This is a genomic window from Steroidobacter sp., from assembly GCF_036406195.1.
GTDB lineage: Bacteria > Pseudomonadota > Gammaproteobacteria > Steroidobacterales > Steroidobacteraceae > Steroidobacter.
Genome location: NZ_DASWVW010000013.1, coordinates 46349 through 73144, shown reverse-complemented (window position 1 = coordinate 73144; position 26796 = coordinate 46349). Strand labels below are relative to the sequence as shown.

Genomic DNA, 26796 nt, shown 5'->3' with positions numbered 1-26796 from the left:
CGCCTGAAGGCGCGGCTTGCCCGTAACCATTGCCTATCGAGCCCCGCCTTGACAGTCCAGAGACGACGAATGTTCATTCATGCCTCGGGTGAGTACCTGCCGGAGCCAGTCGTTGACAACGACTACTTCTCGCGGCTGACCGGCCGGCCCTCGCCATGGTTCGAGCAGCTGACCGGCATTCGCCGGCGCCGCCGCGCCGGTGAAGGCGAGAACGCCAATACGATGGCCGTCGCGGCGGTCAAGCACCTGCTGCGCGGTGGCGACGCCACGCTCGACGACATCGATCTGATCATCGGCGCCTCGTACACACCCTGGGACACCATTGGCACCATCGCCCATGTGCTGCAGCGGGAGTTCTCGCTGGCCAACGCGCGTGCCATGTATCTGTCGACAGCCTGCTCGTCTTTCATCGACGCCATCGACATGGCCTCGGCCTACTTCGTCTCGGGCCGCTCGCGCAAGGCGCTGGTGGTGGCGTCCGAGCACAACAGCCTGTACTCCTCGGACGGCGACGAAAAATCCGGCCACCTGTGGGGTGATGGCGCCGCCGCGTTCATTCTCGGCGACACGCCCGGCAAGCTGGCGCTGGAAGTGCTGGACACGCACACCGTCGGCCTGGCCGATCGCGGCAAGGGACCCTTCGGCATCACCATGGTGCCGCGGGACGGCGGCCTGGTCATGCATCATGGCAAGGACATCTTCGTGCATGCCTGCCGCGAGATGGCCGGCATGGCGCGCTTGCTGCTGGAACGTAACAAGCTGACCGTGGGCGACGTGCGCCTGGTCATTCCCCATCAGGCCAACAAGCGCATCATCGATAGCGTGGCGGACGATCTTGGTCTGCCGTCGCAGCGCGTTGCATTGACCATCGACGAGCTCGGCAACACTGGCTGCGCCAGCGTGGCGATCACTTTGCATCGTTACGCGCACAAGCTCGAGCCGGGCGACTATGCATTGCTGATCGCGTTCGGTGGCGGTTACTCGGCGGCGGGAGCGCTGCTTCGGCGCGCCCCATGATGGCGTGAGAGATTAAAGAGCCGGCCGCTCGGCGAATTGCGGCGGCTTGACGATCAATGCGTCGCACGGCAGCCGTTCGAGCACGTCCTCGGCCGTGCTGCCGATGAAAACGCGCTTCAATCCGCTGCGGGCAATCGCCCCCATCGTCATCACGTCGGCGTTGACGCGCGCGGCCGCGGCCGGCAGTACCTGCGCCGGTCCGCCCAGCTCCAGATGAATGTTCTCGGGCGGCACGTTGTATTCGCTCACCAGCGCCGCGATCAGCTTGCGACGGTTGCGCTCTTCCAGCTCCAGGTCCTCCGGCGTCACCGCGCTCGCCATGGAAGGGCTCGCGATGGTGGCGGCGCCGACGATCGCCATGGGCACATAGACATGCACCACATGCAAGTCTCCCTGGAGCTTTTGCGCGAACAGCGCGGCATGCTCCACGATCCAGTGATCCAGGATCTCCGGCTTGTCGTTGACGTGACCCGGGTCGACCGCGGCGAGAATGCGAGGCGCGGCTGGCCAAGGCGCTGCCTTGGTCAGCAGCAGTGGCACCGGGCAACCGCGGATCAGCTGCCAGTCGGTGTTGGTGAGAAAGGTCCGCTTTGCCAGCGAGTGATGATGCGTGTCCTTGACCACCAGGTCCGCGCTCGTGCGACGCGTGCGATCGATCAGGCCAACATGCAGCGGATCGGCGCATTCCGTCTCGGTCGTCACATCCAGACCGCGGTCCCGCAGCGGTGCCGCCAGCGATTCCAGCATGCCCTTGATGTTGACCGGCACGGGCGCCTCGGGCGTGGCACGAAGATGAGAGAGCAAACGCATCTCGCGCGCCGCCTTCGTGTCACAGACGAACAGCTCCAGGCGCGCGTTGAACTTTTCGGCCAGCAAGGCCGCCTTGGTGACGGCCGGATGCTCTTGGGCGGTGGGATCGACGATCACCAGGATTTGTTTGATATATCCCATTGCTCAATGTAGCCGGACGGCAGAGGAAACGAAGCGCTAGTTTTCAGTCTCGAATTGCCGCGACGCGCCCGGTATCGGGACAAGCGCGTAACCGGTCCGCAGCAGCCGCAACTCAGGCCGGTCGGCCAGCGATACTGCGCAGGGCGGGATCGCCCTCGGCGGACAGTTCGTCGATCGCTTCGAGCAACGCCCCGGTATCCACCGGTTTGCTCAGGAACCGACAGTTGGCGACCTGGGAGCGCAACGAACGCAGCACCGACGGCAAGTCGCCGCTGAGCACGACGCCGGGCACTTCATAACCGACCCGCTGGCGCACGCGCGCCAACAGCTCCAGGCCGGTGTTGCGCCCGTCGAGGTGGTAGTCCGCCACGATCACATCGCCGCGCTGACATTTTGCGAACAGGTGGTCCGCCTCGGCGGTGGACGATGCGCTCTCGACATGAAACCCTTCGAACCGCAGGAACAGCTCGGTCGCAAGCCGCACGCCGTCGTTGTCTTCGACCAGCAGCACACGAGCCCGGCGTGTGGCTCCATCCGGAGGCACGGCGTCGGCGACAGTTTCGGGCCCGGCCGGCACCCCTGCAAGGTGCTGGTTGGGAATGTTCACGACCGCCTGCGTGCCCTCGCCAACGCGCGAGTTGATGGTCACCGTGAATCCCAGCAGACGCGCCACTTCTTTGACGATGGCAAGGCCCAGGCCCACTCCCATGCGCTTGGCGCCTTGCATGTCGACCTGGTAGTACTCGTCGAAAATCCGGTCCAGCTTCTCTGCGGGAATGCCGATACCCGTATCGCTCACGGTGACCATGAGCGACGCCGGACCCTGCACGCAGGTCACAGCCACCTCGCCCTGGTCGGTGTACTTCAAGGCATTGCCGACCAGGTTCTGCAGCAGTTGATAAAAGAGATTGCGATCGGTCGAGATGGTCAACGCGGCCGGCTCGATGCGGAACGCGATGCCACGCGCCTGCGCCACCGACTCGAACTCGGTGGTCAACTGGTGCATCACCTCGCTCAGCGGCACGCTTGCCACCTGTGGTTCGATGGCGCCGGACTCGAGCCGGCTGATATCGAGCAGCGCGTTCAGCATGCGCGTCATGCCTTCGATGGCCCGCTCCTGCTGTTGCAGCAGCTCGCGCAGGTCCGGGCTCGAGATCTTCAGCATGGCCGCGTTCAACAGGCGAATGGTTTGAATGGGCTGCCGCAGGTCGTGGCTGGCCGTGGCCAGGAACCGGCTCTTGGCGCGATTGGCCCGATCGGCATCCTCGCGCGCGGCGATCAGTGCCTCATTGATCTGTTGCCGCTCGGTGTTGTCGCGAATGGCCGCGGCGACGAACAGCTGGCCGTCGATCTTGAAGGGTGCCAGCCGGATGCCCGCGGCGAATTCGCTGCCATCCGCCCGGCGCGCGTACAGATCCGCGATGCGGGCGCCCATCTCGCGATTGCCCGGCTGCTTCAGGTAAGCCGCCAGATGGCTGACGTGCTTGACCCGCAGACGCTCGGGAACGAGCGTCTCCAGCGGCTTGTCCAGCAGCTGCTCCGGCGCGTAGCCGAACAACTCCGTGACAGTGTGATTGGCGAAGCGGATCCGCCCGTTGGCATCGACCACGATGAGGGCGTCTGGAGAAAACCGCAGCAGGTGCTGGGTTATGTCGCTTAGCTGTTCCATCGTCGCCATTATGCTCTACGGGACGGGCGTAGTCGTTTCAGTGGAAGTCGCGGGTGTCCCTGGCCCCGGGTTGCGGCAGGCTGCGATGCATATGAAACTCACGGAATCATGCCCATCACACGCTGCCGCTTTTTCCCTGGCGCCCGGCGAAGGATCCGCCGTGCCGGCTGAGCCAGGGGCCGCGGCAGCGGACGCCGCAACCGCTCGGCTGCTGGAGCAGCTGATGCAGATCGCCCGGACCTCCGCACTGGAGGAAATGGCCAGCGGTTTCGCACATGAGTTGAACCAGCCCATCGGCGCCATCGCGACCTTCGCGCAAGCCGCTGAACGCATGCTATCTCGTCCCGATCCCATGATGCCAGCGGCGCTCGATGTCCTGCGGCATATCAGTAACGAGGCCCTGAATGCTGGACAAGGAATCCGCCGCATTCGCAAATTGTTCAACGATACGGCCGTGGCACGCACCGTGTGTTCCATGACCGACGTTGTCGCCGAGCTGATGCCGGTGCTGAAGCTGCTCGCCAGCCGGGCCGGGGTGCAACTGGACGTGGTCATCGACGACTCGCTGCCCTCGGTGTCGGTGGACCGGCTGCGGATCCAGCATGTGCTTTTTACTCTGGTGCAGAATTCCCTGGAGGTGCGCCGCCCGGAGAACGTGCCGGCCCGCGTGCGCCTGGAAGTGGGCGGGGATCGCTATGCCGTGACCACGGCCGTGATCGACAACGGCGTCGGGCTGACGACCGAAGCTCGCGCGCAACTGTTCCGACCCTTTTTCACCACCAAAGACCAGGGAACGGGCTTGGGCCTGGCCTCGAGCCGCGCTATTGTCGAGTCCCATGAAGGCGCCATTGGCTGCGACGATGTGGAAGGCGGCGGCGTCCGATTCTGGTTTCGCTTGCCCGCGGCAATCGAATAATCTTAGGGCCGCGGCCCAGCGCGGGACACGACTGCGCGGACCCGATTTCCCCGGACTCGATTCCCGGACCCGATTCCATGAGCGCCAACAAGACCCCTCGCAAGAAACCCACGATTTACATCGTCGACGACGACGACGGCATGCGCCGCGCGCTGACCGTCTTGATGTCGACGGTCGGCTACAACGCGGTCGCGTTCGAGCGGCCCGGTGAATTCCTGCAGAAGCTCGATCCCAACCAGCCCGGCTGCCTGGTGCTGGATGTGCGTATGCCCGAAATGAGCGGGCTGGAAGTGCAGCAGCATCTGAATCGCAGCGGCTCCATGCTGCCGGTGATCCTCATCACCGGCCACGGCGACATTCCCATGGCCGTGCAGGCCATGAAGGACGGCGCCTTCGACTTCCTGCAGAAACCGTTCCGCGACCAGGATCTGCTCGATCGCATCAACGGCGCCCTCAAACAGGACGCCGAGAATCGCGAGATCGTGGAGCGGCATGCGGACCTTCGGCGGCGTAGCGAATCGCTCACGCCGCGCGAGCGCGAAGTCATGGCGCTGGTGGTCGACGGCCGCGCCAACAAAGTCATCGCCATCGATCTGGGCCTGAGCGAGCGCACCGTGGAAATTCACCGCGCCAATGTCATGGAAAAGATGCAAGCACGCTCGGTCGCACACCTGGTAAAGATGCATCTGACCTTGAACGGGGAAACTTTGGGCAGTGGTTAGCGGTTGGCGGTTAGTGGTTGGTCAAGCCATGCAGAGCACTCGGCTTTGTCTTTACTAACCACCAACCGCTAACCGCCAACCGCTTTGAGGTAGCCATGCCCGAGGCCACTCGCGACGATCCTACGCTCAGCCCTGAATACCTGACCCGACTGGACGCGTACTGGCGCGCGGCGAACTATCTGTCCGTCGGTCAGATCTACCTGATGGACAACCCGCTGCTCGAGCAGCCGCTGACGCTGGCGCACATCAAGCCGCGCCTGCTGGGCCACTGGGGGACCACACCCGGCCTCAATTTCATCTATGCGCACCTCAACCGCGTCATCAAGAAGTATGACGCGGACATGCTGTACATCGCAGGTCCCGGACACGGCGGACCGGCACTGGTCGCCAACGTCTATCTGGAAGGCACCTATAGCGAGTACTACCCCAATGTTTCCGAGGACAAGGACGGCATGCGCCGCCTGTTCAAACAGTTCTCGTTCCCCGGCGGCATTCCCAGCCACGTCGCACCGGAAACGCCGGGCTCGATCCATGAAGGCGGCGAGCTTGGCTACGCGCTGTCGCATGCCACCGGCGCCGCATTCGACAACCCGGATCTGATCGTGGCGTGCGTCATCGGCGATGGCGAAGCCGAAACCGGCCCGCTCGCCACCAGCTGGCATTCGAACAAGTTCCTGAACCCGGTGCGCGATGGCGCCGTACTGCCCATCCTGCACTTGAACGGCTACAAGATCGCCGGCCCCACGGTGCTCGCGCGCATTCCACGCGAGGAGCTGAAACACCTCATGCAGGGCTACGGCTACGAACCGTACTTCGTCGACGAAGGCGAAACGTTCGCCGCCACGCATCTGGCCATGGCACAAACCATGGACCGGATGATCGAGCGCATCCGGGAGATTCAGGCCGATGCCCGCCAGAACGGTTTTCGCGAACGACCGCGTTGGCCCATGCTGGTGCTGCAGACACCGAAGGGTTGGACGGGACCGGAAGAAGTGGACGGCAAACCCGTCGAAAACAACTGGCGCTCGCACCAGGTGCCTTTGTCGGGGTTGGCGCAGAAGAACGATCACTTGCAGCAGCTGGAATCCTGGCTGCGCAGCTACAAGCCCGAGGAGTTGTTCACTCCCGAAGGCAAGTTGCGGCCGGAACTGCGCGAGCTCGCGCCGACGGGGAAACGCCGCATGGGCGACAATCCTCATGCGAACGGCGGCGTGCTGCTGCGTGATTTGCGATTGCCCGACTTTCGCGAATACGCGATCGAGTTGCCCTCGCCTGGCTCGCGCATCGCCGAGGCGACCCGCGTGCAAGGCAAGTTCCTGCGCGATGTGATGAAGCTGAACATGCAGTCGGCGAACTTCCGCCTGTTCTCGCCCGACGAATTCACTTCGAATCGCTGGGATGACGTGCTCTCGGTCACCTCACGAATGTCCGCTGCGCGGATCGAATCCACCGATACCAGCGTGGCGCCGGATGGACGGGTGATGGAAATGCTGAGCGAGCATCAATGCCAGGGCTGGCTGGAAGGCTATCTGCTCACCGGCCGCCACGGCTTCTTCAGCTGCTACGAAGCGTTCATTCACATCGTCGATTCGATGTTCAACCAGCACGCCAAGTGGCTCAAGACCTGCAATAACATTCGCTGGCGGCGTTCCATCGCGTCGCTGAACTACCTGCTCACCTCGCATGTCTGGCGCCAGGATCACAACGGCTTCAGCCATCAGGACCCCGGCTTCATCGATCACGTGGTGAACAAGAAGCCCGAAGTGATTCGCGTGTATCTGCCGCCGGACGCCAACACGCTGTTGAGCGTGACGGATCATTGCCTGCGCAGCCGCAACCTGGTCAATGTGGTGATCGCCGGCAAACAGCCGCAGCATCAATGGCTATCGATGGATGCCGCCATCAAACATTGCAGCGCCGGCGCGGGCATCTGGACCTGGGCCAGCAACGACCAGGACGGCTCGCCCGACATCGTGATGGCCTGCGCGGGCGATGTGCCGACTTTGGAAACATTGGCCGCCGTGTCGCTGCTGCGCGAGTGGCTGCCGTCGCTGCGCATCCGCGTCGTGAACGTGGTGGACCTCATGACGTTGCAGCCGGCCAGCGAGCACCCGCATGGCATGAACGACAAGGAATTCGATGCCATGTTCACCGCGGACAAGCCCATCCTGTTCGCGTTCCACGGCTATCCCTGGCTGATCCATCGCCTCACCTACCGCCGCAACGGTCACGACAACCTGCACGTCCGCGGCTACAAAGAGGAAGGCACCACCACCACGCCTTTCGACATGACCGTGCTGAACGATCTGGATCGCTACTCCCTGGCCGAAGCCGCCCTCGACTTCGTGCCGTCTTTGGGCGCCCAAGCCGGCCACCTGCGCCAACGCCTGCGCGACAAACTCATCGAGCATCGCGAATACGTGCGCCGGCACGGCGAAGACATGCCGGAAGTCCGCGACTGGCAATGGTTGAGCGCGTAGCTACGAATACAGCGCGGGCAGCTGGGCGTGCAGGAACCAGCGGTCGAGCACGACATTGCGGGCGAACCACTGGGTTTGCATGAGGGCGCGGGCCAAAGCGAGACGCAGCCTGGCGGGTAGCATGGCGAGCGCGGGGGCTTCGCCGCGTTCACCGAAGCGGGCGCGAAGGGCTGCTTCGTAGTGCGTCAAGCGTTCGCGGCGGTAATCGCGATCGGCGGCGAGAATGTTTGCAGCGGCCATCAATCCCGATTCGATCGCCGGTCGGATGCCCTCGCCGCTTTGGGTATAAGCCAGCCCGGCGGCATCGCCAATGATCAGCACGCCGTCGCCAATCACCGGGCGCCCCGCGTGTGCATATAGCAAATAAGCGTGACCCTTGAACTTGCCGGGCAGGTCCGCCGGAATCCTCCCCTGCGCAGCCAGTGAGCGAGCAAACGTCTGCACGTGCTCGGCGAGCCGGTGGTTGCCTTCGCGCCCGAGCCCCACGTTGAGATAGTTTCCCTTGCGGAAACACCAGCCGTAGCCCTTCAGGTCTTCGCAGAAATAGAGCTCGGGCCGCTCGCCGCTCACCGCGCATTGCCCGGCCTGCGACTCGTCCATTTCGAACTCGATTTCCTGCGCGCTGATGGCCCGCTCTTCCTTGCCCAGGTGGGCACCGAGAAAACGCGCCACGGGACAGAAATGACCGCCCGCGCCGATCACCAGCGCCGCGGCAACTTCGCCGTTTACCAGCCAGCGGCCATCGCCCTGGCGCTCCATGGATTTCCAGGTTTCGCCGAGCCGCAAGCGCGCCCCGCTACGCTCCAGCAGATAATGATCGAACTCGCAACGCCGGATGCCGTAGCTGACCACCTTGCCGTAATGCACGGCCGCGGTGGCCCGCTCACCCATGCCAGTAATAAATGAATCGATGGGCTGGAACACCCGGCCACGCCGATAGTCGTCGATGTCCAGATCCAACTCGGCCACCACCTGCGGCGTGATCCAGCCGGCGCACACCTTGTCGCGCGGAAACACGCTCTTGTCCATGACGAGCACGTCCAGCCCGGCCTGCTTCAAGACGCGGGCGCACGTCGCCCCCGCCGGACCGCCGCCAACGATCAACACATCGCAGCTATCGACGCTCATGACTGATACAGATGATTGCGCGTCAGCGGAACGTCGTTGCTGGAGCCGTGCGCGAACACGACTTGGAACAACTGCATCTCGCCTGTAGTGAACGCGGCGCGCGAGCCCGCCAGATACAAGCGCCACATCCTGAGGAAGTTCTCGTCGAACATGCGCACCACGCGGTCCGCGGACTGTTCGTACAGTCGCCACCACCAATCCAGCGTCTTGGCGTAGTGCAGACGCAGGTTCTCGACATCCAACACGGATAAGCCCGCGCCCTCGAAGATGTCCATCATCTGTTTCAAGGACGGTGGATTGGCGCCCGGGAAAATGCGCCGGTCGATCCAGCGATGCATGGGCTTCCAGCGATTGCGCCCGATGGTGTGGATCAAGCCCAGGCCGTGGGACTTCAGACAACTGCGGATCAACTCGCCCAGCGCCGGGTAATTCTCCACGCCGACGTGCTCCAGCATGCCGACCGAGACGAACGCATCGAACGAGCCGCGAATATTGCGGTAATCGTCCTCCACGAACTCGACCCGGTCCTGCAGGCCCTCGGCCTTGGCGCGCTCCCGCGCAAAAGCGAGCTGCTCCTTCGATATGTTGAATGCCGTGACCTTCACACCATGGTGGCGCGCCATATAAAGAGCGAGCCCGCCCCAGCCGCAACCCGCCTCGACCACGTGCTGCCCCGGACGCAGCCGCACTTTCCGGCAAACGTGCTCCATCTTCGCCAACTGCGCCTCGTCCAGCGTGGCCTCGGGCGTGGGGAAATAGGCGCAGGTGTAGGCCATGGTGGAGCCCAACCACAGCGAATAGAACTCGTTGCCTATATCGTAGTGGTGATGAATGTTCTCGCGCGAACCGTGCAGCGTATTGGATGGGCGGCGATGCAGCCATTGCTCCAGCCGGCGCAGCAAGGAAATGGAATTGCGCGCGGGACGAGCCGCACCCTGATAGAGCACTTCAATGAGCCGGCCGAGATCGCCCTCGATCTGAATTCTGCCGACGCTGTACAACTCGCCGAACTGCATGTCCGGATCGGCACACAGGCGCATCAAGGTGGCCTTATCGGGGATGTGCAGGGTGGCCACCGGATCGCCCGTGCCGGACCACACGCGGTCGCCATTCCACAGCGCGAACTGGACCGGCGGATCGCCGAATGCGTGCAGCAGAGCCTGGAGCATCCGACCTTCCAAGGAGCGCGCGCGTGACGCCGGGGCGGGCGCAGGAGAGTCCTGACGCGCTGTGCTTTGTGGCGCCTCGCTCGCCACCCGAAACGTCGTCATAGGCCGCTGTTCAGAGGTCCGCATCGTTGTCACCCGCCCCCCGCTGGCAGTCGCCAAGCGACATAGTTGAGATTTTCTCGGGTGGTTGCAAGAGCCTGGCAAGGTTTACAGATTCGGCCGCCATCCCGGGACTATTCCCCAACCGCTGCGTGGAGTTCCGGAGCGCGGCGGCGGGGCCCGGCCCTTATAAGTGACTCCGTACGAAGCCATCCCGGCCTGTCCGACAGGCCATGAACATTGAACGCCCCCACCCGCGCTGGGCCGCATGAAACTGAACGCTGAACTGATCCGCCGTTACGATTGCCACGGGCCGCGATACACGTCGTACCCGACCGCGGTCCAGTTCCATACCGGCTTCAACGAGCAGCACTACCGCCGGATCGCGCTGTTGAGCAACAGCGCGAGGCCCCGGCCTCTGTCGATCTATGTGCACGTGCCGTTCTGTGCGCGTCCTTGTTTCTACTGCGGCTGCAACAAGATCATCACGCGCAACCCCGCGCACGCCGAGCAATACTTGCAGCGGCTGCATCGTGAGATCGAGCTGCAGGGCACGCTGTTCGAGCGACGCAGAAGCGTGCGCCAGTTGCATTTCGGCGGCGGCACGCCGACCTATCTGACCCCGCCGCAGATGGCGGCGCTGTTCGAGCAACTGGGCCGGCAGTTCAACATCGATCATTCCGGACAACGCGAGTTCTCCATCGAGATCGATCCACGCACCCTCGACGAGCAGACGCTGCCGGCATTGGCGGCGCTGGGCTTCAATCGCCTCAGCCTCGGCGTCCAGGATTTCGATGCACGCGTGCAGCGAGCGGTAAACCGGATACAGAGCGTCGCACAGATCGAACGTTGCGTGACGCAGGCCCGTTCGCTCGGCTACCGCTCGATGAGCTTCGATCTGATTTACGGGCTGCCGCTGCAAACGCTCGAAAGCTTCGGCAAGACCCTGGACACCGTGGTGCAAATGCGACCCGATCGCATTGCTGCTTATGGCTACGCGCACATGCCTCGCCTCTTCAAGGCGCAACGTGCGATCCGTGCCGAGCAACTGCCCGATGCCGACACTCGACTGCAGTTGCTGGCGCTGACGGTGGAACGGCTCACCGATGCCGGTTATGTCTACATCGGCATGGATCACTTCGCGCTGCCCGACGATGACCTGGCCGTTGCCATGCGCGATGGCAGCCTGCATCGCAATTTCCAGGGCTACTCGACGCACGGCGATTGCGACCTGGTCGGTCTGGGCATCAGTGCGATCGGCGCCGTCGGCAACTCCTACTCGCAAAATCACAAACATCTGTCCGCCTACTACCAGGCGCTCGACGCCGGCCGCCTGCCGGTGGAACGCGGCATCGCCCTGAGCATCGATGACGAGATGCGGCGCGAGATCATTCAGCGGCTCATGTGCAACGGCACCCTGTCGATGCGCGACATCGAGAGCCGCTACGCCCTCGAGTTCGGCGACTACTTCGGCCCCGAGCTGAGCGCGCTGGATGCATTGGCCAACGACGGCCTGGTGACGCGCGACGACGAATTCATTCGCATCACCCAATCGGGGCGCGCGCTGCTGCGTACCGTCGCGATGGTCTTCGACGCCCACCTGCGGCGTTCGGCCACGATGCAATACTCCAAAGTCATCTGAGCCCATCAGGCGAACCCTGAGCGCCGCCTACAGCTTCGCACGCCACGAAGGCTGCGATCGCCGTTGACGTTCGCAACGTCGCAACGAGATGCAATCGGCATATCTCATAGGGATCGCGGGCGCCACGATTGCCCATCAGGGCGATCTCTCAGGGCTGGCGCGCAGTCTCTCTCGGGGTCCCCGTAATTAGAAAAGTTCTGACCCGAGGTATTTTGCATGCGCTCGATTCATACTCCGATACGAGGCCGATGATGTCTGCCAATGTGCTTCCACTCGACGCGAACGTGGCCGCGAGTACGCGCACCGACGTCCGCGCGCATTACAACGACAAGGTCGTGCGCCAGTTCGCGATCATGACGGTCGTCTGGGGCATCGTCGGCATGGCGGTCGGCGTGTTCATCGCCGCGCAGCTGCTGTGGCCGGCGTTGAACTTCGACATTCCCTGGCTCACCTACAGCCGCCTGCGTCCGCTGCACACCAATGCGGTGATCTTCGCGTTCGGCGGCTCGGCGCTGTTCGCCACGTCCTACTACATCGTGCAGCGAACCAGCCATGCGCGGCTGTTCTCGGACGGGCTCGCGGCATTCACGTTCTGGGGCTGGCAACTGGTGATCGTGCTCGCGGCCATCACGCTGCCGCTGGGCATTACCCAGAGCAAGGAGTACGCCGAGCTCGAGTGGCCCATCGACCTGCTCATCGCGGTGGTGTGGGTGGCCTATGCCGTGGTGTTCTTCGGCACCATCGCCCAGCGCAAGGTGAAGCACATCTACGTGGCCAACTGGTTCTTCGCCGCGTACATCATCACCATCGCGGTGCTGCACATCGTCAACAACCTGGCGATTCCTGTGTCGCCCACCAAGTCGTACGTCATCTACTCCGGCGTGGTCGACGCGATGGTGCAATGGTGGTACGGCCACAATGCGGTCGGCTTCTTCCTCACCGCCGGCTTCCTGGGAATGATGTACTACGTGGTGCCCAAGCAGGTCGGCAAGCCCATCTATTCGTATCGCCTGTCGATCGTGCACTTCTGGGCGCTGATCTCCATCTACATGTGGGCCGGTCCGCACCACCTGCACTACACCACGCTGCCCGACTGGGCGCAGTCGATCGGCATGGTGTTCTCGCTGATCCTGCTGGCGCCCTCCTGGGGCGGCATGATCAATGGCCTGATGACCATGTCCGGCGCCTGGCACCGCCTGCGCACCGATCCGATCATGAAGTTCCTGGTGGTGTCGCTGTCGTTCTACGGCATGTCCACTTTCGAAGGCCCGATGATGTCCATCAAGACGGTGAACGCGCTGTCGCACTACACCGATTGGACCATCGGCCACGTGCACTCCGGCGCGCTCGGCTGGGTCGCGTTCATCAGCATCGCCGCCATGTACCAGATGATTCCGAAGCTGTTCGGCCGCGCGCAGATGCACAGCGTCAAGCTCATGGAGGCACACTTCTGGATCGCCACCATCGGCATCGTGCTGTACGTGACTTCGATGTGGATCGCCGGCGTGATGCAGGGCTTGATGTGGCGCGCCGTGAACGCCGACGGCACCTTGACCTACACCTTCGTCGAGTCGCTGAAGGCCACGTATCCGTACTACGCCGTGCGCCTGCTCGGCGGGCTGATGTTCCTGAGCGGCATGCTGATCATGGCCTACAACGTCTGGCGCACCGTGCGCAACACGCAGCCAGTCGACGCCGCCGTGCTGGCGCCCGCCCCCAGTCATTGAGCTGAACCGTCATGAAACACGAAATCGTCGAAAAGAAGGTTGCACTGATGGGCGCGCTGATCGCGGCGGTGATCAGCATCGGCGGCCTGGTGGAGATCACGCCGCTGTACATGCAAAGGTCGGTGGTCGAGCCTTCGCCCGGCGTGAAGCCCTACTCGGCGCTGGCGCTGGAAGGCCGCGATGTGTACGTGCGCGAAGGTTGTTACAACTGCCATTCGCAGATGGTGCGGCCGCTGCCGGCCGAGACCGAACGCTACGGCCACTACTCGCTCGCGGGCGAAACCGTTTACGACCATCCGTTCCAGTTCGGCTCCAAGCGAACCGGCCCCGACCTGGCGCGCGTGGGCGGCCGCTACACCGACGAATGGCATCGCGTGCACTTGATCAACCCTCGTGACGTGGTGCCCGAATCGAACATGCCGGGCTTTCCCTGGCTCGCCGAACGCAAGCTCGATCCTGCAGCAACGCAGGCAAAGATGCAGGCGCTGCAGAAGATCGGCGTGCCGTACACAGCTCAGGAAATCGAGGAGGCCTCCGCAGCAGTCGGCGACCGCACCGAGATGGATGCGCTGATCGCCTACATGCAGGGGCTGAAGTTCCTGGGCGCGCCCGCTAACTCATCGGCAAAGGGTCAACAATGAGCATCGTTCTGGACATGGGTGTAGTGCGCGGGCTGCTGACGGTGGTGTTGTTCCTGGCCTTCATGACCTTGTGGGCCTGGGCCTGGAGCAAGAACCGTCAGCAGGAGTTCGACAGCCTCGCGCGTCTGCCGCTCGAAGATCAGGATTCGCCGCAATGATCAGCCAACCTGCCAGCGTTTTCATCATCGTCTTCACCACGATCAATATCGTCGCGTGCCTGTGGCTGATGTGGTGGACGGCGCGCACGCGCGTATCCTCGAGCGACACAAAACAGTCACCGGCCGAAGGCGTCGGCACGACCGGCCATGTGTGGGACGGCGACCTGGAAGAGCTGAACAACCCGTTGCCGCGCTGGTGGCTCGGCTTGTTCATCCTGACGGTGCTGTTCGGCGCGGCCTACCTGATCTTCTATCCGGGCCTGGGCAATTTCCGCGGCACCATGGGATGGACGTCGGTTGGCCAGCATGAAGCACAGGTCGCACTTCAGCGCGCCAGGTTCGAGGCGCAAGTGGCCTCGCTGAAGGATCTTTCGTTGCGTGAGCTCGCCAACAACGGCAGCGCAATGGCCACCGCAAAGAATTTGTTCGGCGCCAACTGCGCCGGCTGCCATGGCTCCGACGCGCGCGGCGCCAGGGGATTTCCCAATCTCACCGACAACGATTGGTTGTGGGGTGGCGACGAGCAACGGCTGCTGGAAAGCATCGCCCAGGGACGTCACGGCATGATGCCGGCGTTGGGCAGCGCGCTCGGCGAGACCGGCGTCAACGAAGTGGCTTCGTATGTCGTCAGCTTGAGCGGCGGCAAGGCGCCGGCCGACTGGGTCAGCGCGGGCGAGCAGCGCTTTGCGATGTTGTGTGCCGCGTGCCATGGCGCAGACGCCAAAGGTAATCAGATGCTCGGCGCGCCCAACCTGACCGACAACATCTGGTTGCACGGCGGTGACTTCGACAGCGTGCGCGCCACGATCACCAACGGCCGCGACAATCAGATGCCCGCTCATCAAGAGCTGCTCGGAGACACCAAGGTCAAGCTGCTGGCCGCGTACGTGCTCAGCCTGAACGAGGCCGAGAAGCATGCCGCCAATTGAGCAGACCAGCTCGCCGCGCCCGAATTGCTGGGTGCGGTTCCGGGAAGATCTCGGCGTGCTGCTGTGGGCCTCGTTTCTCTCGGCCTGCGTGGCGACCCTATTGTTTTTTGCTTGTTTCGACCCACAAATCCTCGTGGATCATGCCGCGCCGCCGGCATGGCTGGCGGATCGTCGCGCCGGCTACACCGTCGGCTTTTTCTTTTTCTGGATGATGTCAGCCATTTCTAGCTTCCTCACCGCGTACCTGATCGAGACCCGTGGGCGATGAACGTACCACGACCCACTCCCGCCGCGAGCAATGAGGGCAGCCTCTACATCGCGCACCAGAAGGTCTACCCGCGCGAGGTCGGGGGCCGCTTCAACCGGCTGCGCGTCGCCGCCACCATCGCGCTGCTCGGATTGTTCTATGCAATGCCCTGGCTGCAGTGGGATGGGCGCCAGGCCGTGCTGTTCGACCTGCCGGCCCGCAAGTTCCATATCTTCGGCCTGACCTTCTTTCCGCAGGACTTTTTCCTACTGACCTGGCTGTTGATCATCGCCGCGCTGTCGCTGTTCTTTTTCACCGCGCTGGCCGGCCGCTTGTGGTGCGGCTACGCGTGCCCGCAGACGGTGTGGACGGAAATCTTCGTGTGGATGGAACGCTGGACCGAGGGCAAGCGGCAACAGCGCATGCGCCTGGATAACGCGCCCTGGTCGTTGGAGAAGGTGCTGCGCAAGACTGCCAAGCAGGTGCTGTGGATCAGTTTCGCGCTCTATACCGGCTACACCTTCGTAGGTTACTTCACGCCGGTGCGGGAACTGACCCATTCCGTGATGACGGCTTCGCTCGGCGGTTGGGAGTCGTTCTGGATTCTGTTCTACGGCTTCGCCACCTACGGCAACGCCGGATTCATGCGCGAACAGGTCTGCAAGTACATGTGCCCCTACGCGCGCTTCCAAGGCGCCATGTTCGACCGCGACTCGCTGATCATTTCCTACGACGTCAAGCGCGGCGAACCGCGCGGCTCGCGGGCGCGCGGTGTCGATCCGAAACAGAAAGGGCTTGGGGACTGCATCGACTGCAAGCTGTGCGTGCAGGCATGTCCCACGGGTATCGACATTCGCGACGGGTTGCAGCTGGAGTGCATCGCCTGCGCCGCGTGCATCGACGCCTGCGATAGCGTCATGGAGCGCATGAACTATCCGAAGGGGCTGGTGCGATACACGACGCAAAGTGCGCTGGACAATCAACCCACGCGCATATTCAGGCCTCGCATCGTCGTTTACGGCTCGATTCTGCTCGCGCTGATCGTGGGCTTCGGCGTGGCGGTCGCGAATCGGCAGCTCGTCCACCTCGACGTGCTCAGAGATCGAAACGCTCTGTACCGTAACATCCCCAGCGAGACGGGCGGCGTTCTCATCGAAAACGTGTACACCGTGCGTTTCATCAACAAGGACACTCGCGAGCACGCCTTCCGAATCGCAGCGCAAGGCATTGACGGCGTCATCGTGGACACCGACAGCGAGCTGCAACGAGTCGGCGCTGGCGAAGTCGTCAGCACGGCCGTCCGCATCCGTGCGCCCAGCCAGTCGATCAGTGGTGGCCGTGACATTCAGATCGTGGCGCGCTCGGACGATGGCGCCATCGAGGCAAGATCCAAGGCTCGCTTCATCGCTCCGGCATCCAGATGAGCATCTGCTTTCATTGCGGAGAACCTTTGCGCGGCTCCACGCTCGTGGCGCGCATCGAGCAACGCAATGAACCGGTGTGCTGCAGCGGCTGCCAGGCAGTGGCCGAGCTGATCGCCGGCACTGGATTGGGAGATTTCTATCGTTATCGCGACGGTGCATCGGTACGCCCGCGCGATGCGGATCAGACCGACAAGTGGCGAGTCTATGCCGATCAGCAGTTCGCGTCGCAGTTCACACGAACGGTGCGTGGACAAACGTCCGTCACCCTGCTCATCGAAGGCTTGCGCTGCTCGGCCTGCAGCTGGCTCATCGACAAGGTGTTGCGACGGCACGCGGGTGTGATCGATGTGAGCGTCAATGCCGCCACGGGACGCGCCACCGTCACTTGGGACGGCTCGCAGCTCGATCTCGCCGAGGTCATGCGCACGATCGCGCAACTCGGTTATGTACCGCATCCCCTGACCGACGAAACAGTCGCTCGCACGCTGCGTGAAGAACGGCGTGACAGTCTCAAGCGGTTGCTCGTCGCCGGTTTCGGCATGATGCAGGTCATGATGTTCGCGGTGTCCGTCTACTCGGCCGAGCTCGCCAACGAGGTCATGGACCCCACGCTGCTGAGTTACTTCCGCATCGTCAGCTTGTTGGTCGCCACGCCGGTAATGTTCTACGCCGGCGCACCGATTCTGCTCAGTGCCTGGAATAGCCTGCGCAGCCGCGGCATCGGCATGGACGTGCCGGTCAGCATTGCACTGGTGCTCGCTTATGGCGCAAGCGTCTGGAACATCTTCAGCGCCAACGGCGGCGAAGTCTATTTCGACTCGGTGACCATGTTCATTTTCTTCCTCACGCTGGGCCGCTTCGTCCAGATGAGCGTGCGTCAGCACACTGCGGGTGTGACGGACGCGCTGGCAAGGCAGCTGCCCTCGATCGCGCATCGCGTCGGCCCGGGCGGCGTGGACGATGTCCCCGTGACATCGCTGCAAATCGGCGATGTGATCCAGGTAAGGCGGGGTGAAGTGTTGCCGGCCGACGGCGAACTGATCGACTCCGAGGCGCAGCTCGATGAAGCCATGCTCACCGGCGAATCGCTGCCGGTACAACGGCGCAGCGGCGATCGGGTCGTCGCGGGAACCATCAACCTCGAGGCTCCGATACGTCTGTCGGTGACGGCGCTGGGTAGCGACACGGCGCTCTCGCACATCGTCTCGCTCATGCAGCGAGCGCAAACAAACAAACCGGCGCTGGCGCGCAATGCCGATGGCGCCGCCGCCAGGTTTCTCCGCTACGTCTTGCTGGGCGCCGGCTTGACCTGTGCCGCGTGGTTGGCGATCGATCCATCGCGCGCGTTCCCTGCGACGCTGGCAGTGCTGGTCGTGGCCTGTCCGTGCGCGTTTGCGATAGCCATGCCCGCCGCGCTGGCTGCGGCCACCGCGAGCTTGGGCCGCCTTGGCATTCTGCTCACGGACCCCGACGCGCTGGAAAGTCTGGCGAAAGTGGATCACATCGTTTTCGACAAGACCGGCACGCTGACGCGCGGCGAGCTGCGTGTTGCCAGATGCATTCCGCTGACGAACATGAGCGAAGAACAATGCTTGCGTACAGCGGCCCTGATAGAGCAATCGTCGGAGCATCCGCTGGCGCGCGCATTTGCCCCGTTCCATGGCGACGGCACAGTTGCAGACGTTGAGACGGTTCCCGGTCGCGGTGTGCAGGCTCGCGTCAATGGCCGCCTGTTTCGCATCGGCAGTCCCGACTTTGTCGCCGAGCTGCGCAAGGTGCCCGACGTTCCCCAGAGCCCCGACGAACTGACCGGCAGCGTAGTCCTGCTGGGCGACGAGCAAGTGGCCCTTGCCTGGTTCGAGCTCACCGACTCGCTGCGACCCATGGCGGCGCAGGCGGTGAACCAGCTGCGCGCACTCGGCATCGCGCCACAGATTTTGAGCGGCGATGGCCAGGCAGCGGTGATGACCGTGGCGCAGCAGTGCGCGGTGGATGATTACCTAGCCCGGCGCACCGCTCAGCAGAAGCTGGCTCATGTGCTTTCCTTGCAGAAGGAAGGTAAACGCGTGGCGGTCATCGGCGATGGCGTCAACGACGCGCCGGTGCTCGGCGCGGCCGATGTTTCCATCGCCATGGGCAGGGGCGCGGCGCTGGCACATGCGAGCGCTGGATTGATCCTGGTAAGCGACAATCTCGATGCCTTGCCGCAAGCCGTGCAGCTGGCGCGACGTACCTTACGAATTGCGCGGCAGAATCTGTTGTGGGCCGCGATCTACAACCTGGGATCGATTCCGCTGGCCGCGCTGGGATTCATTCCTCCCTGGCTGGCCGCGCTCGGCATGTCGATCAGCTCGGTCGCGGTGGTGTTGAACTCCACCCGGCTGCTGCCTCGGCCACCGCAACGAGATCGAGCGCCGGTGATAACATCAGCCAGATTGCGGGAGACGGTCGCATGAGCATTCTTCTGGTGTTGATTCCCCTGAGCCTGGCGCTGGTCATCTTCGCCGGTTGGGGATTCTTCTGGGCCGTCGGCGCGGGCCAATTCGACGATCTGGAATCGCCGGGGTGGGATGCGCTACGCGACGATGCGCCCGCGGACCCTCCCATCAGCGATGACTGATCCCAGCGACGCGCTCAGTCTCTCCGCCGCCTTCATCGCTGGGATCGCCGGCAGCGCTCATTGCTTCGCGATGTGCGGCGGACTGGCCGGCGCCCTCGGCATGCGCGCTCGCGCCACAGCGGCAAGTCCGAGCAGTGCCTTCACCAATGCGCTGTCCTATCACGTTGGCCGATTGGGCGGCTACACGGCGGCCGGCGCCATCTGTGGACTGATCGGTGCAACGTTGCAGGCCGTGCTCGACCTGGCACGCATCGGCACGACGTTGCGGATTGCCAGTGGCGTGCTGCTGGTGCTGATCGCCTTGCGAATGCTATCGCCGTGGAATCCGCTGCGATGGCTGGAAACATTTGGCGCGAAGTTCTGGCGCCGGCTGCAACCTTACACACTCGGCACCGGCAAGCTCACCGGTCACACCCAGGCGATCGCCTTGGGCTTCCTGTGGGGCTGGCTGCCCTGCGGCCTGGTCTATTCCATGCTGTTGTTCGCCGCGTTGAGCGGGCACGCACTGAATGGCGCCGCCATCCTGCTGGCATTCGGTCTTGGCACGCTGCCTTCCATGCTCACGAGCAGCGTGCTCGCATCGCAAGTGCAAAGAGTGCTCAACAACCGCTGGCCCCGCTTCGCCAGCGGCCTGCTGTTGCTGATGTTCGGGGCGTGGATGATCTGGATTGCCCTGCCCGCCGGCGGGCACGCCCATCACCACTGAACATTCCTAAAGGAGCATTCCTAAACCGGCGCACCGTTCAACCGGCTCAGCGCCTGCTCCAGGTTCACGCAGAAATTCTCCTCGCCGATCAGCTCCACGATACCGGCACGGCGCAACTTGGCGCTGACGCGATCGTTGGCACCGGTCATCATCACTCGCACCTTGCGCCTCTGCAGGCCGCGAACGACCTCCTCCAGCGTCTGCAGGCCGGTGATGTCCATGAACGGCACCCAGCGCAAGCGGATGATGAGCACCTCCGGATCGGTGCCCGTGCTGGCGAGCGTGCGCTCGAAATTCTCGACGGCGCCGAAGAAGAAAGGTCCTTCGACCGCGAACGCGAGCACGCCCGGGGGAAACTTCAGGCCCCGATGCTCGAACTCCCTGCTGAGATCCTGATGCGTCTGCTGTTGCACTTCCACGCTGCTCGCCATGCGGCGCAGGAAATGCAGTGTCGCGACGATCACGCCGATGTTGACGGCAACCACCAGGTCGACGAACACGGTGAGCACGAACGTCACCAGCAGGACGACGATGTCCGCCGGCGGCGCCCGCCGCGCCATCGTCATGAAATGGCGAGCCTCGCTCATGTTCCAAGCCACCACGAACAAAATGGCCGCAAGCGCCGCCAGCGGGATGTGCACCGCCAACGGCGCCAGAGCCAGCACGATCAACACCAGCGTGATCGCATGCACGATGCCTGCGAGCGGGCTCGAACCGCCATTGCGAACGTTCGTCGCGGTTCTGGCGAGCGCGCCGGTGGCTGCGAATCCGCCGAACAGGGGCGCCGCGATGTTGGCGATGCCCTGCCCGATCAACTCCTGATTCGAATCGTGCCGCGTGCCCGCCATGCCGTCGGCGACCACGGCAGACAGCAATGACTCGATCGCTCCCAGCATGGCGATGGTGAACGCCGGCCCGATCAGCTCGATGACTCGGGCGGCCGTGATCTCGGGCACGTGCCACGTCGGCAAGCCTCGCGGAATGCCTCCGAAGGCCGAGCCGATGGTGGCGACTCCATCGATATGAAAGGTCGCCTGCACCACGGTGGCGAACAACAACCCCAGCAAGGGCCCGGGCACGCGCTTCAACCAGCTCACTTTTGGCGCAAACAGCACGATCGCCAGAGTCACGGTCGCCAATGCCGTGGTGCCGGGCTGCGCCTGCGGCAGCACCTGCAACGTATGCCAGAGCTTCTCGTGAAAGTGCTGCCCGGTCACCTCCGGCAGACCGAAGAAGTCCCGCCATTGGCCGGTCCAGATGACCACGGCGATGCCGGCGGTAAAGCCGAGGATCACCGGATCGGGAATGAACTTGATGATGGCACCGAGGCGCGCGATACCGAGTAGAAACAGCATGATGCCGGCCAGCAGAGTCGCGATCTGCAGGCCGTCGATGCCGTACTGGGCGGTGATGCCGGAGAGAATGACGATGAAGGCGCCGGTCGGCCCGGCGATCTGCAAGCGGCTGCCGCCGAACAGGGACACCAGCAGCCCCGCGACGATGGCAGTGTACAGCCCCTGCTCGGGCTTGGCCCCGGACGCAATCGCGAATGCCATCGCCAGCGGCAGCGCCACCACGCCCACAACCACGCCCGACACGATATTTCGCGCCCAATGCGCGCGTCCCAGCAATCCGGCGCGGTGCGCCTCCAGAATGGCGATCATCGAGTAGTGTTCTCTGTCACAGCGGTCCCGGTCACAACGATTGCGTAATTATGCGGCAGCGCGCCTCCACGCCGCCAATCCCGACGTCGCAACTCCATGAACACCGACTCGAGAACCTCGGGGCCAGGGGTACCTGGTGTCACCGTAGTGACGGTTCCGCGGCTGGTGCGGGACCCTCTTGCCGACATAAGGCCGTTGCTCAATCCCGGATCGGACCTGCGATTCAATGTGACCTGCTGTGATCCCGGCACGCGTCAGAGTCGCACGTTCTGCCCGATAGTCCGTCCATGCCAGTGTCCGTTTCCATTACTGCCCCGTCGCCGTCCCGCCCGGGCGCGTCGGCGCCCAAAAAATCCCTGACCTGGAGCTGGCCTCGCCCGCTGGCGCAGTTGTGCGCGCTGGTGGCCCGGCCGTTCACCGGCGGCTTGCGCAATCGAGTTCAGGAGCTCGAATCCGAGCTCGAGGTGCTGAACAGTTGCAGCATCGTTTCCAGCACCGATGCCAATGGCCGGATCACACACGTGAACGAGCTGTTCTGCCGCATCAGCGGTTACACACGAGAGGAACTGCTCGGCCGCAATCACGACGTGATCAACTCCGGCCACCACCCGCGCAAATTCTTCATGGACATGTATCGCACCATAGCCACCGGCCAGCAGTGGCGAGGCGAGATCCGCAACCGCGCCAGGAACGGCAGGCACTTCTGGCTGGACATCACCATCATTCCGACCACCGACAGCTTTGGCCGGGTGAGTCGTTACACGTCCGTGTGCGTCGACATCACCGCGCGCAAGCAAGCCGAGGAAATGCTGGTCAAGCTACGCGAACGCCATGCGCTGGCCATCGAAGGCTCGGGCATCTGCCTGTGGGATTGGGACATGGTGAGCGACGCCTTGCGGTTCGACAGCAACTGGGGACGGATGCTCGGATACACCGGTCAGGAAGCCGAGCTCATGTCGCGCGAAGCATGGAACGGCAACATGCACCCGGACGATCTCGCACAGACCCTGCAGCTGGTCGAACGTCACAGCCACGGTGCCACGCCGTACTTCGAAAGCGAAGCGCGGATGCGCCACAAGGACGGGCACTGGATATGGATGCTGATCCGTGGCTGCGTAAACAAGCGCGACGAGAACGGCCTGGCGCTGCGCATGTCCGGCACCGCCATCGAGATCTCCGCTTTGAAACAGGCGCAGCATCAGGCCGAACAGTCGGAGGCGCAGCTCAAGACCGTCATCACCGAGCTGATCAAGGCGCGCAATGCCGCCGAAGCCGCGAGCAAGGCCAAGAGTGAGTTCCTGGCGACGATGAGCCACGAGATCCGCACGCCCATGAACGGCGTCATCGGCTTCACCCATCTGCTGTTGCAGACGGCGCTGGACCCCGAGCAACGGGCCATGGCCACCACCATCCGGGACTCCGGCAGCGCGCTGATGACCATCATCGACGACATCCTGGATATTTCGCGCATTGAAGCCGGCCGCGTGACGATCGAGCGCCGCTGGATCGATGCCAGGAAGATCGCTCAGGACGTGGTGACGCTACTGGCGCCGCGCGCGGCCGAGAAAGGCCTGGAGCTCACAGTCGAGTGGCCGGGCTCGGTGCCGGCCGGCCTGGTGGGAGACGCTGGACGGCTGCGCCAGGTCATTGTGAATCTCGCGGCCAACGCCATCAAATTTACCGAGGCCGGCCGCGTGACGATTCGCGCCTCCAGCAATGCCGACGACGAGCTGCGCATCGAAGTCGAAGACACTGGCATCGGCATCACGCCGGAACAGCTGTCGCGCTTGTTCGCGAAGTTCACGCAGGCCGACTCTTCCACCACTCGCAGATATGGCGGCACCGGCCTGGGGCTCGCGATCTCCAAACAACTGGTGGAGCTGATGGGTGGCCAGATCGGAGCGCACAGTCATCCTGGGGCTGGTTCGATATTCTGGTTCACCCTACCAGCAGCATCACGCACCGACGCGTCTGCCACCAGTCGCACGCTGACGGTAGCTGCTCCAATCGAGCCGTCGCCGGAGCAAGCGAACACGTCGCATCCGCGAGTCCTCATCGTGGAGGATCATGCAGTCAATCGCATGCTCGCCACGCGCCTGCTGCGCAAATTGGGTTGCGAGGTGGATCTGGCCGAGAACGGCCGCATCGCCTGCGAGCGCACGGCACAGCAGACCTACGACCTGATCTTCATGGATTGCCAGATGCCGGAGATGGACGGCTTGGAAGCAACGCGACTCATCCGCGAGCGTGAGCGCGCCGGGACCCATCGCATACCGATCATCGCGCTGACCGCGAATGCAATGAGCGAGGATCGCGAGCAGTGCCTGCAAGCGGGCATGGACGACTACATCACCAAGCCCTACTCGGAACAGGATTTCGAACGAGCCTTGCAACGCTGGAGCCGGCCTCACCCGTTGCCGGCGATCGGCATGGAAAAATAAACCGTCGCGCCACGGCCTTCGACGCCTTCGGCCCAGGTGCGGCCACCGTGCCGCTGCACGATGCGCCGCACGTTCGCCAACCCGACTCCCGTGCCTTCAAAATCGGGGTCCGCATGCAGGCGCTGGAACACGCCGAACAGCCGGTCGGCGTACTGCATGTTGAAGCCGACGCCATTGTCACGCACGTAGTAGATGATCTCGTTGTCGCCCATATCGGCGCCAATTTCGATCTTGGCCGGGTTGCGTGGCCGCGTGTACTTCACTGCATTGGCCAGCAGATTCACCCACACCTGTTTCACCAGCTGCGGATCGCCCACGGTGTCCGGAATCTCGCGGCGTTCCCAGTCGATCTGCCGGTTGTTCAACTCGGGCCCCAGTTCCTGGAACGTTTCATCGATCAACTCGTCCATGTGAATGCACTGCCGGTGCATGGACGCGCGGCCGATGCGCGAGAAAGCCAGCAGATCGTCGATCAGGCGGGTCATGCGCATCGCCGCCTTCTGCACGGTCTGCACGTGCCGCCGCTCCTCGGCGTTGAGCTTGCTGCCCGCCGATGCTTCGAGCAACGAAACATAGGAATGGACGTGACGCAACGGCATGCGCAGGTCGTGCGAGATCGAGTGACAGAACGATTCCAGGTCGGCGTTGGCGGCCAGCAGGTCATCGTTCTTCTGGCGCAGAGCGGTATTGAGCTCGCTGACCTGCTCGGCAATGCGCGCGCGCTCGGCGATCTCCTGTTCCAACTCGTGCCGCGCCTTGTCCAGCTCGACGAATACCTGGACCTTGGCCCGCAACACTTCCGGCTCCAGCGGCTTCATCAGGTAATCGACCGCGCCCGCCGAGTAGCCGCTGAACACCATCTCGGCGGTGCGCATCATGCCGGTGAGAAAGATGATCGGCGTGGCACGCGACCGTTCGCGCGCGCGAATCAATGCCGCGGCCTCGATGCCACTCATGCCGGGCATCTGCACGTCGAGCAGGATCACCGCGAAGTCATGTTCGAGCACGCACTTCAGCGCCTGGTCGCCGTGCGAGGCGATGATCAGATTCTGGCCCAGCCCTTCCAGCACCGCCTCCAGCGCGTCCAGGTTGGCCTGCTCATCATCGACCAACAGAATGTTGGATCTAAAGGTCGATTGGCTCATCAACTCACCTCCCGGGCGCTCGACCGTTGCTCCTCGCCTTGGTCATGCGCGCCGCTCAGGCCGCGTGCGGCGTTCGCTCAGCAGTCGATTGTCCTGCAGATCGATATCGCCAGAGAGCCGGGCAAGGCAAATCCGGCGCCGATGCGTACACCGACGGAATGCGGAGGGCGACGCGCGGAATATGCGGAGAGAGCGGATGACGACACCCGCTCGGGGTTGACGGCCTTCAGAGCGGGGTCAGACAGCCCAGTCGATCCTAACGAGCTGGCGTGCATGGTCCAGTAAATGTTTCAGCATCAGGCAGCGGCGGTCGTTCTGCGCCGCGGGGCACGATAGGTACCGATCCTGTGGGGGGCAATCGGTAGTTAACGCGCCCTGATCTGCAACACGGAGTGCTTCGGAGCGCGACTGAAGTGTCCCGGGCCGGTTCGACCGGTGTCATATCACAACCGTTGCCGGCCCAACCTGGCCGTCACGAAACACCACTGCAGGTCATTGCTCGGATGCCCAGTCTTTAACAACAGATGTACACTGCCAGACGAATAATCAAACATCAGGGAGAGGTGGGGATGAATAAAGCAGCGCAGCCGGTCGTGCATGTACTGGACGATGACGACGAGGTCCGGGATGACTTGACCGCCATGGTGCGAGCCGCCGGATATGTCGTGGTTTCTTACAGTCGACCTTCGCAGTTCCTGGAGAAACTGGATCACGCCATGCCCGGTGCCCTGGTGCTGGATGTGCGCCTGCCCGAGATGAGCGGGCTGGAGTTGCAGCGCCATTTGAATCACATCGGCTCCATCCTGCCGGTGATCCTGATCACCAACCACGCCGACATTCCCATGGTGGTGGAAGCGATGCGCGAAGGCGCATTCGACTTTTTGGAGAAGCCGGTGCGCAGTCAGGACCTGCTCGAACGCGTCAGCGCCGCCATCCAGAAGGATGCCAGCAACCGCAACAGCATCCGGCGGCACGCCGATATTTGCGCCCGTTTCCAGACGCTCAGCGCCCGCGAAAAAGAAGTGCTGCAGCTGGTGGTGGACGGGCGCGCCAACAAGGTCATCGCGCTCGACCTGGGGCTGAGCGAGCGCACCGTCGAGGTCCATCGCGGCAACATCATGGACAAGATGGGGGCGCAATCGCTGGCGCATCTGGTCCGTATGCACATGATCATTGAATCGGGTGGGGGCGCCAGCCGGGAGTCGTGACGGCGCAGTCATGAACGCCGCTCACAACGGCGGGTAACGGGGGAGATTGGACCAAAGCCCGCTTGTGCGGCATGCCCATGCGCCCTCACTCTG

At 63.5% G+C, this 26796-nt stretch carries 22 protein-coding genes; 16 read left to right on the top strand and 6 right to left on the bottom strand.

All coding sequences use genetic code 11. The annotated features are described in order from the left end of the window. Positions 1–69: 69 nt before the first annotated feature. Positions 70–1017, top strand: coding sequence for a ketoacyl-ACP synthase III (locus VGE08_RS05020; protein ID WP_331066767.1), 948 nt, complete (start codon positions 70–72; stop codon positions 1015–1017). 12 nt (positions 1018–1029) lie between these two features. Here VGE08_RS05020 and VGE08_RS05015 read toward each other — a convergent pair whose 3' ends face one another. Together VGE08_RS05015 and VGE08_RS05010 are read right to left on the bottom strand one after the other, a co-directional pair. Beyond that, a complete protein-coding gene (locus tag VGE08_RS05015) occupies positions 1030–1968 on the bottom strand; it encodes a universal stress protein (RefSeq protein WP_331066766.1) in 939 nt (312 codons plus the stop codon). Between the two features lie 112 nt (positions 1969–2080). After that, on the bottom strand, positions 2081–3637 hold the full coding sequence (locus VGE08_RS05010) for an ATP-binding protein (RefSeq protein ID WP_331066765.1): 1557 nt from the start codon (positions 3635–3637) through the stop codon (positions 2081–2083). A 160-nt stretch (positions 3638–3797) separates the two neighbouring features. On the opposite strand from VGE08_RS05010, the gene VGE08_RS05005 reads away from it, so the two are divergent. The 3 genes from VGE08_RS05005 (at position 3798) to VGE08_RS04995 (ending at position 7755) form a co-directional block, all read left to right on the top strand. Continuing rightward, complete coding sequence (locus VGE08_RS05005) at positions 3798–4553, top strand: sensor histidine kinase (protein WP_331066764.1); 756 nt, start codon at positions 3798–3800, stop codon at positions 4551–4553. Positions 4554–4630: 77 nt separating this feature from the next. Further along, positions 4631–5275, top strand: a complete 645-nt coding sequence (locus VGE08_RS05000) for a response regulator transcription factor (RefSeq protein ID WP_331066763.1) — start codon at positions 4631–4633, stop codon at positions 5273–5275. Between the two features lie 95 nt (positions 5276–5370). Beyond that, entirely contained in the window at positions 5371–7755 is a 2385-nt protein-coding gene (locus VGE08_RS04995; RefSeq protein WP_331066762.1) for a phosphoketolase family protein, read from the top strand. On the opposite strand, the gene VGE08_RS04990 is transcribed toward VGE08_RS04995, so the two are convergent. Next, on the bottom strand, positions 7756–8883 hold the full coding sequence (locus VGE08_RS04990) for an NAD(P)/FAD-dependent oxidoreductase (RefSeq protein ID WP_331066761.1): 1128 nt from the start codon (positions 8881–8883) through the stop codon (positions 7756–7758). After that, entirely contained in the window at positions 8880–10052 is a 1173-nt protein-coding gene (locus VGE08_RS04985; RefSeq protein WP_331066760.1) for a cyclopropane-fatty-acyl-phospholipid synthase family protein, read from the bottom strand. The genes VGE08_RS04990 and VGE08_RS04985 overlap by 4 nt, the downstream gene beginning before the upstream one ends. A gap of 367 nt (positions 10053–10419) precedes the next feature. Here VGE08_RS04985 and hemN point away from each other — a divergent pair, with 367 nt between their 5' ends. The 10 genes from hemN (at position 10420) to VGE08_RS04935 (ending at position 20245) form a co-directional block, all read left to right on the top strand. Next, positions 10420–11793 (top strand): oxygen-independent coproporphyrinogen III oxidase, encoded by a 1374-nt coding sequence (hemN, locus tag VGE08_RS04980; protein WP_331066759.1) that lies wholly within the window; start codon positions 10420–10422, stop codon positions 11791–11793. A 353-nt stretch (positions 11794–12146) separates the two neighbouring features. Continuing rightward, positions 12147–13520: a cytochrome-c oxidase, cbb3-type subunit I gene (gene ccoN / locus VGE08_RS04975; protein ID WP_349258629.1), complete on the top strand. Its 1374-nt coding sequence runs from the start codon at positions 12147–12149 to the stop codon at positions 13518–13520. 11 nt (positions 13521–13531) lie between these two features. Continuing rightward, positions 13532–14161: a cytochrome-c oxidase, cbb3-type subunit II gene (ccoO, locus tag VGE08_RS04970; RefSeq protein ID WP_331066757.1), complete on the top strand. Its 630-nt coding sequence runs from the start codon at positions 13532–13534 to the stop codon at positions 14159–14161. Further along, on the top strand, positions 14158–14319 hold the full coding sequence (locus tag VGE08_RS04965; RefSeq protein WP_331066756.1) for a cbb3-type cytochrome oxidase subunit 3: 162 nt from the start codon (positions 14158–14160) through the stop codon (positions 14317–14319). The genes ccoO and VGE08_RS04965 overlap by 4 nt, the downstream gene beginning before the upstream one ends. Next, a complete protein-coding gene (ccoP, locus tag VGE08_RS04960; RefSeq protein WP_331066755.1) occupies positions 14316–15248 on the top strand; it encodes a cytochrome-c oxidase, cbb3-type subunit III in 933 nt (310 codons plus the stop codon). The genes VGE08_RS04965 and ccoP overlap by 4 nt, the downstream gene beginning before the upstream one ends. Positions 15249–15303: 55 nt before the next feature. Continuing rightward, complete coding sequence (locus VGE08_RS04955) at positions 15304–15516, top strand: hypothetical protein (RefSeq protein WP_331066754.1); 213 nt, start codon at positions 15304–15306, stop codon at positions 15514–15516. Next, a complete protein-coding gene (gene ccoG, locus VGE08_RS04950) occupies positions 15513–16919 on the top strand; it encodes a cytochrome c oxidase accessory protein CcoG (protein ID WP_331066753.1) in 1407 nt (468 codons plus the stop codon). Before VGE08_RS04955 ends, ccoG begins: the two co-directional genes overlap by 4 nt. Beyond that, a complete protein-coding gene (locus tag VGE08_RS04945) occupies positions 16916–19375 on the top strand; it encodes a heavy metal translocating P-type ATPase (RefSeq protein ID WP_331066752.1) in 2460 nt (819 codons plus the stop codon). Before ccoG ends, VGE08_RS04945 begins: the two co-directional genes overlap by 4 nt. Next, positions 19372–19539 carry a cbb3-type cytochrome oxidase assembly protein CcoS gene (gene ccoS / locus VGE08_RS04940; protein WP_331066751.1) on the top strand — a complete coding sequence of 56 codons (168 nt, stop codon included), beginning with the start codon at positions 19372–19374 and terminating at the stop codon, positions 19537–19539. Before VGE08_RS04945 ends, ccoS begins: the two co-directional genes overlap by 4 nt. Further along, positions 19532–20245, top strand: coding sequence for a sulfite exporter TauE/SafE family protein (locus VGE08_RS04935; protein ID WP_331066750.1), 714 nt, complete (start codon positions 19532–19534; stop codon positions 20243–20245). The genes ccoS and VGE08_RS04935 overlap by 8 nt, the downstream gene beginning before the upstream one ends. A 20-nt stretch (positions 20246–20265) precedes the next feature. Here VGE08_RS04935 and VGE08_RS04930 read toward each other — a convergent pair whose 3' ends face one another. Continuing rightward, a complete protein-coding gene (locus tag VGE08_RS04930; protein ID WP_331066749.1) occupies positions 20266–21909 on the bottom strand; it encodes a SulP family inorganic anion transporter in 1644 nt (547 codons plus the stop codon). 287 nt (positions 21910–22196) lie between these two features. Here VGE08_RS04930 and VGE08_RS04925 point away from each other — a divergent pair, with 287 nt between their 5' ends. Then, positions 22197–24350 carry an ATP-binding protein gene (locus VGE08_RS04925; RefSeq protein ID WP_331066748.1) on the top strand — a complete coding sequence of 718 codons (2154 nt, stop codon included), beginning with the start codon at positions 22197–22199 and terminating at the stop codon, positions 24348–24350. Here the strand turns inward: VGE08_RS04925 and VGE08_RS04920 are convergent. Continuing rightward, positions 24317–25495 (bottom strand): sensor histidine kinase, encoded by a 1179-nt coding sequence (locus VGE08_RS04920; RefSeq protein ID WP_331066747.1) that lies wholly within the window; start codon positions 25493–25495, stop codon positions 24317–24319. The two genes, VGE08_RS04925 and VGE08_RS04920, sit on opposite strands and share 34 nt — an antisense overlap. Positions 25496–26064: 569 nt before the next feature. Here VGE08_RS04920 and VGE08_RS04915 point away from each other — a divergent pair. Then, a complete protein-coding gene (locus VGE08_RS04915) occupies positions 26065–26703 on the top strand; it encodes a response regulator transcription factor (protein ID WP_331066746.1) in 639 nt (212 codons plus the stop codon). The last annotated feature ends 93 nt before the right edge of the window (positions 26704–26796 follow it).